Source organism: Rhodopseudomonas sp. BR0G17, from assembly GCF_010907025.1.
Lineage (GTDB): Bacteria > Pseudomonadota > Alphaproteobacteria > Rhizobiales > Xanthobacteraceae > Rhodopseudomonas > Rhodopseudomonas palustris_H.
The window spans coordinates 65969-77285 of the sequence record NZ_QUML01000002.1 but is presented as its reverse complement, the minus strand read 5'-3'; the positions used below and the strand labels follow the sequence as shown (position 1 = coordinate 77285).

Below are 11317 nucleotides of genomic sequence, written 5' to 3'. Positions count from 1 at the left end.
CCTTGCGGGGGAGGGTCTGGTTGGGGGGTGCCACAGGCACGTCATTCAATTGAGAAGCCAAACCGCTTGGACCCCCACCCCCACCCCCTCCCCGCAAGGGGGAGGGGAGCAGAGCGTCGCCATCGCCGGCTCCACGTTCGTCGCCGATCTATTCGGCGCGCTGTACTGGGAAGACGAGCGGCTGCTGGTCGTCTCCGATCTCCATCTGGAAAAAGGGTCGAGCTTCGCGATGCGCGGCGTGCTGCTGCCTCCCTATGACACGGTAGCGACGCTCGGACGGCTCGGCGCGGTAATCGCACGATTCAACCCGGCCACCGTGATTGCGCTCGGCGACAGCTTCCACGACCGCGACGCCCACGGCCGGTTGTCGCCCGCCAATCGTGACATCCTCACCGCGCTGCAGGCGCGGCGCGATTGGATCTGGATTTCCGGCAATCACGATCCGGACCTGCCGTCCGATCTCGGCGGCAGCGTTGCGGCCGAGGTGGCGGTCGGTGCCGTCGCGTTCCGCCACGAGCCCACCGGCGCCTGCGGTGAGATCGCCGGCCACCTGCATCCGAAGGCGCGGGTCAGCCGCCGCGGCCGCAGCATCGAGCGGCGTTGCTTTGCCGGCGACGGAACGCGCGTGGTGATGCCGGCGTTCGGTGCCTATACGGGCGGGTTGAACATTCGCGATGCGGCGTTCGCGAGACTGTTCGGCGGTGCGGCTTTCACCGCCCACGTGCTCGGCGACAACCGCCTCCACGCCATCGCCGCCTCGCGGTGTTGCTGATTCTAAAGTTCTCCACGAGTCATTCCGGGGCGCTCGCAAAGCGAGCGAACCCGGAATCTCGACGGCTGCGATGTTGGGCGAGATTCCGGGTTCGCGCTACGCGCGCCCCGGAATGACCCGCTGAGAGGTCGACACGATTGACGGGCCTCAAGCCGCAGAATGTCTCACGCCGCCTTGGTGTGAACCTCCTCGCAAAATTCGGCGAGCCTGTCGGCGAGCCGCAACGTCGCCGGGCTGGCTTGCGGGGCGGCGATCAGCGCGAGCTCGGTGCGTTCGATCGGCGGGAAGCCGTCACGCGCGGTGAGCTTGCGGTGATCGGCCTGAATTGAAATCTCCGACAGGATCGACAGGCCGAGCCCGGCCGCGACTGCGGCCTGGATTCCAGCAAGGCTCGAGCTCGTATAGGCCATGTGCCAGCGCCGGCCCGCGGCTTCGATTGCGTGGATCGCGCGGCGCCGATACAGGCAGCCGCCGGGAAAGAAAATCAGCGGCACCGAGTTGGCCTTGGGGTTGCACGGGTGGCTCTTGCTGTTCACCCAGTAAACGCGCTCCGGCCACGCCGCGACCGCGCCGGTGCCGCCGGCTTCGCGCTTGAGCAGCACGAGATCGAGATCGCCGCGTTCGAGATCGCGCTTCAAATTCAGGCTCTGATCGGCGCGGACATCGAGCCGCAGGCCGGGACGGGCGCGCGAGAAATTGCCGAGCAGCCGCGGCAGCCTGTACAGCGCGAAGTCTTCCGGAATCCCGAGCCGCACCGCGCCCTCGGTGCTCGGCCGCCCGACCACATCGCGTGCCTCTTCGGCGAGTGCGAGCAGGCGTCGTGCGTAGGACAACAGCCGCTCGCCCGCCTCGGTCGGCAGCACGTCCTTGCCGCTGCGGTCGAGTAGCTGCTGGCCGAGATCGTCTTCGAGCCGCTTGATCTGCTGACTCACCGTCGATTGCGTCCGGTGCACGCGCTGGCCGGCGCGCGTGAAGCCGCCGGCCTCCACCACCGAGACGAAACTGCGCAGCAGTTCGAGATCGAGCATCGCAGCCTCATTCGAAAATCCACTGAGAGTGATTTTATCATTTAATTTCCCAATGACAACGCGAGCCCCTAAGCCGAGGCATCAGGAGACGCTTTCGATGTCGCTTACGCCCGCCGTTTCGCTCGCCTCGCCGCTGCTCAACCCGCGTGCCCTCCAGATCGTGCTGTTCTGTGCGCTGTGGAGCTTCGCGTTCGTGGCCGGCAAAGTCGGTGTCTCCGATTGCCCGCCGCTGATCCTGCTGGCGGCGCGATTCAGCCTCGCCGGCATTCTGATCCTCGGCATCTCGGCGCTGCGCCGCGAGTCGTGGACGTTGCGGCCACGCGATGTCGCGATTTGCGCGCTGCTCGGCCTCGCCAATAACGCGCTGTATCTCGGCCTCGGCTATGTCGGGCTGCAGACCGTCTCGGCCGGCATCGGCGGGCTGATCGTCAGCGCCAATCCGGTATTCACCGCGGTGGCGGCCGCGCTGCTGCTGCACGAGGCGCTGACCTGGCGAAAGGTCGCCGGCCTGGTACTCGGTGTCGCCGGGGTCGCTTTCATCGTCTGGCACCGCGTCGCGATCGGTGCCGAGGCATGGACCGGGCTCGGCTTTACGCTGGCCTCGCTGGCGTCGATCGTCGCCGGCACCATCCTGTTCAAGCGTCTGGCGCCGCACGGCAGCCTATGGATCGGCAACGGCATCCAGAATCTCGCCGCCGGGCTTGCGCTCACGCCGCTGGCGTTCTCGCTGTCGAGCGTCAACGACATCGTACCGAGCTGGCGGCTCGCTGGCGCATTTGCCTTCCTGGTGCTCGGCGGTTCGATCATCGCCTATTGGCTGTGGTTTCGGCTGTTGACGCTGTACGGCGCGACGGCGGCCAGCGCCTGGCACTTCGTGATGCCGCCGCTGGCGATGTTGTTCGCCTGGCTGGTGCTTGGCGAATCGATCGATGGCCGAGATTTGCTGGGTGTGATCCCGGTGGCGATCGGAATCTATCTGGTGACAAGGCCGGCGCGTCCGGCTGCCCCGGCAGGCTGAATTGCCGGTGGGGCGTTCCGCTACCGGAACGAAGTGGCTTCCGCTACGTTGGAGCTCATCTCACCTAGCCGGGATCCCGAGCGTGACCTCTGACGTCAGACGAGAGTTCGACCGGCCAGACTTGATTGATCCAGCCCCGGAAGGGTCGCCCAAGGTCCAACGCCTCCAAACCTTCCGGCTCCGCGGTTTCTTCAAAACTCTCGGACCCGGCCTGATCACCGGGGCTTCCGACGACGATCCGTCCGGGATCGGCACCTACAGTCAGGCCGGCGCGCAGCTCGGTTACGGCATCGGCTGGACCATGCTGCTGACGTTTCCGCTGATGGTGGCGATCCAGGAGATTTCCGGCCGGGTCGGTCGCGTCACCGGCCACGGCATCGCCGGCAACGTCTGTCGGCATTATTCCGGCCGCCTGCTCGCCGTGATCGTGGTGCTGTTGTTCACCGCCAACACCATCAACATCGCCGCCGATCTCGCCGCGATGGCCGACGCCACCAAGCTGCTGATCGGCGGGCCGGCACTATTCTACGTAGTGGCGTTCGGTACGATCTCGGTGCTGGCGCAGATTTTCTTCGACTACAAGCGCTACGTCTCTGTGTTGAAATGGCTGACGCTGTGCCTGTTCGCCTATGTGGGCGCGCTGGCAGCCGCCAAGGTCGACTGGGGACAGGCTGCCGCCGGCGTGTTGATCCCGCACGTCGCCTGGAGCAGCACTTATCTCACCACCATCGTGGCGATCCTCGGCACCACGATCTCGCCCTATCTGTTCTTCTGGCAGGCCTCGCAGGAGGCGGAGGAAGAGCGGATCGATCCGCATAAGAAGCCGCTGATCAAAACGCCTCAGGACGCGCCACAGGAATTTCAGCGCATCCGGGCCGACACTATCATCGGCATGGCGTTCTCCAATCTGATTGCGCTGGCGATCATCATCACTGCAGCCGCCACGCTGCACGCCAGCGGCAAGACCGATATCGAAACCTCGGCGCAGGCCGCCGAGGCGCTGCAGCCGATAGCCGGCCCGTTCGCCGAATGGATCTTTGCGCTCGGCATCGTCGGCACCGGCTTGCTGGCGATTCCGGTGCTGGCGGGTTCGGCCGCCTACGCGGTGGGTGAGGGGAGGCGTTGGCCGGTCGGTCTGGCGCGCAAGCCGAAGCAGGCGGTGGCGTTCTACAGCGTACTGGCGCTGTCGGCTGTGCTCGGCATCGCGCTCAATTTCGCGCCGATCAATCCGATCTCGGCACTGTATTGGAGCGCAGTGATCAACGGCGTCCTGGCCGTACCGGTTATGGTGTTACTGATGCTGATTGCCCGCCGCCGCGACGCCATGCATGGCTTCGTCGTCCGCGGCCCGCTGCACTGGCTCGGCTGGCTCTCGACCGCTGCGATGGGTGTCAGTGTGGTGGCGATGGCGGTGGGCTATTTGCTTTAATTAGCCCACACGTCGTCATTCCGGGGCGATCGCGAAGCGAGCGAACCCGGAATCCCGAGATTATCAGGCCGAGAGGTCGACACGCGTGGCGCTGCCGGGTGCCCTGAATCTCGAGATTCCGGGTTCGCTCGCTTCGCGAGCGCTCCGGAATGACCGCGTGTGTTCAATCTCGCCGGAACACGATCGACGCCATCCAGCCGGTGGCGAGGGCCATCAGGGCGGTGATCAGGCCGTAAATGATGCCGTGCTGACGCGCTGCGGTGGCGACGAATTGTTCGAAGCCGATCTTGGCGATTTCGAATGAGGTATCGGTCTCGGTCAGCAGCTCGCCGCCGGAGAACAGCTTGATCGAGATGTCGTAGCTGCCGATCGGTACTTCGGCCGGCAGTGGAATCCCGGTGCGGAACAGCGTCGGGGTCAGGAATTTCACCGCGGTGGTGTCTTCGCGGTACAGCCCGCGATCCTCGCGCAGCCGGAGAAAAGCCTGACGAAACTGATCGTCGGCGACGACGTCTGCGTAGTCGGTGCCGATCCGCTGCGTCAGCAGCACGTGGTTCATGCCGAGCTGCTGCCGGCGCCGCACCTCGGTCGGCGCGATGGCGTCGATCGGCCGGTTGGCGAAGATCGCCAGATAGCTCGGCACCATCAGGAATTCGCGGGAATCGCTGTTGATCCAGATGCCGAATTTGCGCTCCTTGCGCCGCGTCACCATGTTGGCGCGCGGGCCGAACACGCTGATCACCAGATCGTATTTGCCGGCTTCGACGAATGCCGGATGGTCTTTCTCGATCGCGCCGAACAGCACCAGCTCGCCGCCCGAATAGTTCGGCGTGACGGTGACGCGGGCGTTCGAGACCGACACGATCAGTCGCTCGGCACGCGCGGGCGCGCCGAGCGGCAGCATCAGCGCCAGCAGCGCGGCGGTGGCGATCGTGCGGAGTAATCTGAGCCGCGCCGTCACGTCGGGCTCAATTCGCGCAGTGTGAACAGTTCGGCGGGGCGGATGCCGAGTTCGATCGCGAACCGCACGCCGACCGCCAGCACCAGCAGCCCGAGCAGCAGGCGGAGCTGTTCGCCGCGGATGCGCTGGCCGGCCCGGGCGCCGAACTGCGCGCCGGTGACGCCGCCGATCATTAGGATCAGCGCCAGCACCGCATCAACGAGGTGGCTGGTGGCGGCATGCAGCACGGTGGCGATCAGCATCGTCACCAGGGTCAGTACCATCGAGGTGCCGACGACGGTGCTGGTCGGTACCCGCAGCAGATAGATCAGCATGGGCACCAGGATGAAGCCGCCGCCGACGCCCATCACCGCGCCGATGAAGCCGATCAGCACGCCGATCGCCACTACCGGCAGCACCGATAGATAGATTTTGGAGCGCTTGAACCGGACCTTGAACGGCAGCGCATACAGCCAGTTGCGGTTGCCGGAGCGGCCCGCCAGCGGCACCTCACCGCGGCTGGAGCGGCGGATCGCGCGGATGCCTTCGTACACCATCAGACCGCCGACCGAGGTCAGCAGCACCACGTAGGACACTGCGATCACCAGGTCGAGCTGACCGACCGAGCGCATCAGCACGAAGAACCAGACGCCAAGCCCTGTACCGGCAATGCCGCCGCATAACAGCACGAACGCGAGGAGTGGATCGATTGCGCGGCGTCGCCAGTACGACAGCGCACCGGAGAATGAGGAGGCCGCCATGTGGCTGGTCACCGAGGCGACCGCGACGGCGGGCGAGATGCCGATGAAGATCAGCAGCGGCGTCATCAGGAAGCCGCCGCCGACGCCGAACATCCCCGACACGAAACCGACCGCGGCGCCCATCGCCAGCACGAGCAGGACGTTGACCGGGAGATCGGCGATCGGGAGATAGAGCTGCACGCGCGGTTCGCTTCGGAGTTCTCGCTGTGACGACAGCATCCCCGGCTCAACGGCTGACGCTTCGCCCCGGAGATGTTCTTGATTCAATGATCTGGCAACAGATCAGACCCGCTCAGCCGGACCGGCATGGCGGACTTCGCGCCAGATCGCGGTCCATCTGAACCGCTGTCCTTGCATAACCGAAATTAGTTCACGCCGGGATTACAGAATCGGTCGCAACCGAGTTTTTTAGGCCCGGTAGCGGCGATCTCGTCCACCTGATGGACGCTGGCGTTAGCGAGCCGCGCGCTTGGCCGCAGCGGCCGGCTGCCCGTCCCAGCCGCCAGCTGGCGCCGCGACCTTGACGGCGGCGTCGGGCTGCGGCTCGGCCGTGAAGGTCTGGATCGCGAGCTTGGCAGCCGCCAGCGACTGCGGGTCGAGGCGCTTGGCGACATCTTCGCGCTTGCGGCCCGCATCCTCGTCGCCCTGAGCGGCGGCGAGAGAGAACCACTTGTACGATTCCGCGAGGTTCTGATCGACGCCGATGCCGCGGGCATACAGGATGCCGAGGTTGAATTGGCTGTCGGCAACGCCGCGCTCGGCGGCCTTCCGGAACCAGGCCGCAGCGGTCTTGTAGTTCGCGCCCTTGCTGCCGCCGTCGGCGTACAGAACGGCCAGATTGTGCATCGCCTTGGCGTTCCCGCGATCGGCCGCGGTCGAATACAGCTTCCGCGCGACGTCGAGGTCGCGCTTCACCCCGAGGCCCTTTTCGTACAGCGTGCCGATGCGGAAGATCGCCGGCGTCACGCCGGCATCCGCTGCGCGCTGATACCATTTGGCGGCTTCGTCGTAGTTCACCGGCACGCCCTTGCCTTCGGCGTAACGGGTCGCGACTTCGTAAGCGGCGGCGGCGTCGCCCTTGAGCGCCAAGGTACGCAGCGTCGCACCGCCAATGGTGTCGGGCAGCCGCTCGGCAGACGGAATCGCGACGGTGCCGAACTTCTCCGGCGCCGCGCTCGGCTGCGACGGGATCGTGCCGGTGATGTCGCTGGATGCGGCAGGCTCGGTCTGCTGCGCCGCCGGCGGCGTGTACAGCGACTGACGCTCGACCGGAGTCGGCGAAATCATCGAAGGCGGCGGAGCGACCGGCGCGACAGACGGCGGCGCGGCGGGCTCGGTCGGATCGGATTGCCGCTCGTCCGCAGGCAGGCGCTGCTTGTCCGGCGCCGGGCTCGGCTTCGGCGCAGTGACGCTGGCGACCGGCGGCGCTTCACCGCTGTCGAACAGTTTCATTGCCATCTGGAAGCTGGACAGCACGATCACGACGACGCTGGCGCCGACCAGCAGCGACTTGATCTTGGAGCCGAGCGGCGAGCCCGGTGTGCCGCCGTCCGGATCGGGCTTGTCGCCATCGGTCTTCGGCTTGCCAGGCTTGGCCTTGCCGGCGCTGGCGGACGCCGCCGCCTGCGCGGCGCGGCGCGCGGCAGCGATAAAGCTGGTGGCGTTGGCCGGCTCCGGCTGCGCCGGCGCGATCTCGCCCAGCGCGCTTTCAGAAGCGGCGATCCGTTCCGACGGCGAAGCGACCCGGGCCGGCGGCTTGGTGCCGGGCTCGAGCGGATGGTCCGGCGGCAGTGTGGCTTCCCGGCGAGCGGGCGGTGGCACAGCAACGACCGGCTCGATCTTCTGCGGCTGATGCGGGCCCGCGGCGGACTCGTGGATGTCGTGGAACGCGCGCGGCCCACGCGGCTCGGGAGCCGGTGGCTCGGCGGCTGGTTTGGCGGCGGCGAATTCGCGCGGCGCGGCAGCGAACGCCTCGATGGCCGGATTGGCCATTTCGGGCTGAGGCTGCGGCGGAACAGGCGCGGCTGCGGGAGTAACCGGGGCCGGTGCGATCGGTGCGGCAGCCAGGAAAGCGGGCTTCGCCGGTTCGGGTGCCGGAGTTGGGACGGGCGGCGGTGCCAGCGGCGGCGTCGCTCGCGCTACGCGCAGATCGCCTTCGATCATCGCCAGCCGGTCGACGACATGGCCGAGGGTGTTGTGCACCGCCTCGAGCGAATCCTGGGTGTGGCGATCGGTTTCCGACTGGCTGAAGCGCATGTCGGAGAGTTCGCGCTTGATGGTGTCGACGAAGCTCGGGTCGAGCGCCGGCGCCGGTCGGCGATCGAGCTCCGTCAGTACCGCAAATTGCGACTGCTGCCGCTCCAGCATCCGCAGAATGTCGTGCAGGCCTTCCTCGACCCGGCCGAGATTGGCGCTGCCGCCGCGCTGCTCGGTCGCCGCTTCCATCCGCTCAAGCAGATGTGCGACTCGTTGTTCGAGATGCGCGAACGCAGACTGATTGTCGTTGCCGATCGGCAGATGATCGATCCGCTCCGACAGCGCCCGCACGGCGCTTTCGAGCTGCTCGGTGGATTCGCTCGGTGCAGGGCGCTCGCGGCTTTCCAGCGCCGCGGTCAGCGCGGAGATGCGCTGCTCCAGGGCGGCGAACGAGATGCTGTGGTTGTCGGCCTGCGCCAGCTGTTCGATCTTCTCGCCGAGCGCGTGGACGTTGGCGCTGAGCTGCCCCAGCGCTTCATTGGAGGCGACGTTGGAGACGATGCCGCGCAGGGCGCCGATGGCGTTTTCGAGCTGCTGGACGGTGCCGGGATCGTCGCTGTTGCGGACGATCATGTCGATCTTGCCGCCGAGATTGCGGATCGCTTCGTCGAAGCCGGCGAGCTGTTCGGCCGGCGTCAGCGAGCGCAACGCGGTGTAGATCTCGCCGAGCGCGCGTTCGATGCCGGCAATCACTTCACTGTCGCTGCCGTTGGCCCGGCTTTCATCGAGCCGCTGCGCCAGCGAGCGGATCTCGCCTTCCAGCGTTTCGATCGCCTTGCGCGGCATCGCTTCGGTGATGGTCTGGCGGATCTCGGCGAGGTCAGCACGGAACGCGGCGATCGATTGTTCGACCTTGTCGGAGCGCTGCAGCGCGTCGATCTGGCTGGTGATCTTGTGGAGCTGCTTCTCCAGGCTGGTGAAATCCGGCCCGGCCAGCGGATTCGGGGGGGCCATCGCGGGTGCGATCGGCGGCGCAAACGACGCCGGCTGCCGCGGCATCCGGCCGATGCTGGCATCGAGTTCGCTCTGCCGCGCGGCGATTTCGGCAATCGCCTTGTCGAGCGCGTTCGGGTCGAGGGTGGGGGAGGGGTAGACTTGCTCGGCGGCGCGTTCGACGCGCTCGGTGGGCGATTGGGCCGGCACGGCTGCGGCCTCGGCCGGCCGAGCTGCGGCGGGCTTCGGCTCGGTAATCCGCGCCAGGCGGGCGTCGAGCCGGGAAATCGCGTCGTTCAGCTGCCGCGCGACCGGCGGCTCACTGCGCGCCGGCGTACGGGAAATATGGTCGATCTGGCGGGCGATGGCGTCGAGCCGCTGATGGATTTCAGCGACTTCGGTAGCGCTGCGCTCGGGCATTGCCGGGCGGCCGGGCATGCGCGGTTGTTCGGTGGCCGGCTGCTGCGGGGCAGCCTCGCCGAGCTGAGCATTGATCCAGTCGGTGAGCGACAGCCCGGCGCGCTTTGCGGCGGCCTCGGCCTTCTCGCGCACTGACGGCTCGATCTCCTCGACACTCCACGACACGCGATTCATGCTCTTGTCCGCACCCAAGCCGGCCCCAGCCGCGCCCCGCACACCTCCGCGTCGTGCTCAAGCGAACATCGACACGACGCGGGAGTCTGCCTCTGGATCGACTTTTTCCCGTTAGGGTAAATACCGAGTTAAGGATCAGCGCGGACGGCGGTGAAACTTAACGATCGAGGCAGATAGCTTGGTTTTGCAGCTATTTTGCCGCGCTTTCAGCGGGACAGGAGCGGCTCGGGAGGCCGTCCGTTACCGCCGCGTCGCTAACCGCCCGCGCGGGTGAACAGCGCGCTGAGGTCGTCGATGTCGGATTCCGTCACGGCGTTGAGCGCCGGATTCATCACCGCGGTCTGGCCGATATAGGCCCAGTACAGGAACTCGGCCCGCGGCCGGGCATACCGGCTTTCCACGCCGGATTCGATCATCAACTTGGACAGGTATTCGACCCGCCTCGCGTCGACCGCGGCGACCATCTCGGCGGCGGCCGGATCGGTCGCGGCGAGCTCGCGGATGGCGCGGTCGAGGTTGCGGTCCTCGTTGAAGGCGAGCTTCATCAGATGTGTCAGCCGTGCGGGGCCGACGATCGCCGCATCGATCTCGCGGAACACCTGCTCGGTAACCCGCTCCTTCCAGAGCTGCAGCAGTTGGGTGCGGAAGTCGGTGGCGTCCTTGAAGTGCCAGTAGAAACTGCCGCGCGACACGTCCAGGCCGGCGGCCAAATCGCCGACTTTGAGGGCGTTGGCGCCATGTCGGGCGAGTGTCCGCAGCCCATGGGCAAGCCAGTCCGCGCGCGTCAGCCGATCTTTGGTATCCGAATCCATGCCGGCACCATACACGCGTGTATTGACACGGCCAAGCCGCGCCGTTAGATGCCATTCAGAGGTGTATGGAGATGATCTGGCAGGCTGCTACGTTGCGGCCGCTGGAAATCATCACATCGGAGGAGCGCTCGTGCACGCCATGTTGGTCCAGCGGCCGACGGTCGACCTGTCCCGAGCCGCCATCCCGGTGCTTTGCAGAGATTTGGCGACGTGCCGGCGCCCAAGCGCGCCGCGGCGTCATCGCGCTTGATGTCGCGACCGATGATGGCCGAACATCCGCCCCGCCTTACGTCTTCGCCGCAATTCTATCTCGCTCATCCGGAGAACTGCCGATGGCCTTGAACGGGCTCGACACCTGGTATGCCTTCATGAAGTCCCACGACTCAGATGCGTTGTGGGATCTGCTGCATCCGGACGCGGTGTTCGAAAGCCCGGTTGTTCACACCCCGCAGGTCGGGCGCGACATCGTGTTCAAGTACCTTAAGGGTGCCGAGAAGGTGCTCGGCGGCCCGGGCTTCACCTATGTGGGCGAATGGCGCAGCGATAACAGCGCGGTGCTTGAGTTCGAGAACGTGATCGAAGGCATCAAGATCAACGGCGTCGACATCATCACCTTCGCCGACGACGGACGTATTACCCACTTCAAGGTCATGGTAAGACCCCTGAAAGCGATCAACCTGCTGCATCGCTTGATGGGAGAACAGCTGGCGCAGCAATAAGCGCGCCGGCGACTGGTCGAATTCATCTCGCCGTCGCCTGAAGTTGTTTCAGGCG

At 66.4% G+C, this 11317-nt stretch carries 9 protein-coding genes; 4 read left to right on the top strand and 5 right to left on the bottom strand.

What is annotated here, in order from left to right:
- The first annotated feature begins 49 nt into the window (after positions 1-49).
- Positions 50-772, top strand: a complete 723-nt coding sequence (pdeM, locus tag DY467_RS02505; protein WP_205501981.1) for a ligase-associated DNA damage response endonuclease PdeM — start codon at positions 50-52, stop codon at positions 770-772.
- Positions 773-936: 164 nt separating this feature from the next.
- Here the strand turns inward: pdeM and DY467_RS02500 are convergent, their stop codons facing one another.
- Positions 937-1800 (bottom strand): LysR family transcriptional regulator, encoded by an 864-nt coding sequence (locus DY467_RS02500; protein WP_107354268.1) that lies wholly within the window; start codon positions 1798-1800, stop codon positions 937-939.
- A gap of 97 nt (positions 1801-1897) precedes the next feature.
- Between DY467_RS02500 and DY467_RS02495 the strand changes: the two genes are divergently transcribed.
- Together DY467_RS02495 and DY467_RS02490 are read left to right on the top strand one after the other, a co-directional pair.
- A complete protein-coding gene (locus DY467_RS02495; RefSeq protein ID WP_164633897.1) occupies positions 1898-2818 on the top strand; it encodes a DMT family transporter in 921 nt (306 codons plus the stop codon).
- Positions 2819-2939: 121 nt separating this feature from the next.
- Positions 2940-4247, top strand: coding sequence for an NRAMP family divalent metal transporter (locus tag DY467_RS02490; RefSeq protein WP_205501974.1), 1308 nt, complete (start codon positions 2940-2942; stop codon positions 4245-4247).
- Between the two features lie 163 nt (positions 4248-4410).
- Here DY467_RS02490 and DY467_RS02485 read toward each other — a convergent pair whose 3' ends face one another.
- The 4 genes from DY467_RS02485 to DY467_RS02470 form a co-directional block, all read right to left on the bottom strand.
- A complete protein-coding gene (locus DY467_RS02485) occupies positions 4411-5208 on the bottom strand; it encodes a TIGR02186 family protein (RefSeq protein ID WP_502706437.1) in 798 nt (265 codons plus the stop codon).
- A complete protein-coding gene (locus DY467_RS02480) occupies positions 5205-6128 on the bottom strand; it encodes a sulfite exporter TauE/SafE family protein (protein ID WP_199851791.1) in 924 nt (307 codons plus the stop codon). Before DY467_RS02480 ends, DY467_RS02485 begins: the two co-directional genes overlap by 4 nt.
- Positions 6129-6401: 273 nt before the next feature.
- Entirely contained in the window at positions 6402-9731 is a 3330-nt protein-coding gene (locus tag DY467_RS02475; RefSeq protein ID WP_164633895.1) for a tetratricopeptide repeat protein, read from the bottom strand.
- Between the two features lie 254 nt (positions 9732-9985).
- Positions 9986-10543, bottom strand: a complete 558-nt coding sequence (locus tag DY467_RS02470; protein WP_164633894.1) for a TetR/AcrR family transcriptional regulator — start codon at positions 10541-10543, stop codon at positions 9986-9988.
- A 332-nt stretch (positions 10544-10875) separates the two neighbouring features.
- Here DY467_RS02470 and DY467_RS02465 point away from each other — a divergent pair, with 332 nt between their 5' ends.
- Positions 10876-11262: a nuclear transport factor 2 family protein gene (locus tag DY467_RS02465; RefSeq protein WP_107342990.1), complete on the top strand. Its 387-nt coding sequence runs from the start codon at positions 10876-10878 to the stop codon at positions 11260-11262.
- The last annotated feature ends 55 nt before the right edge of the window (positions 11263-11317 follow it).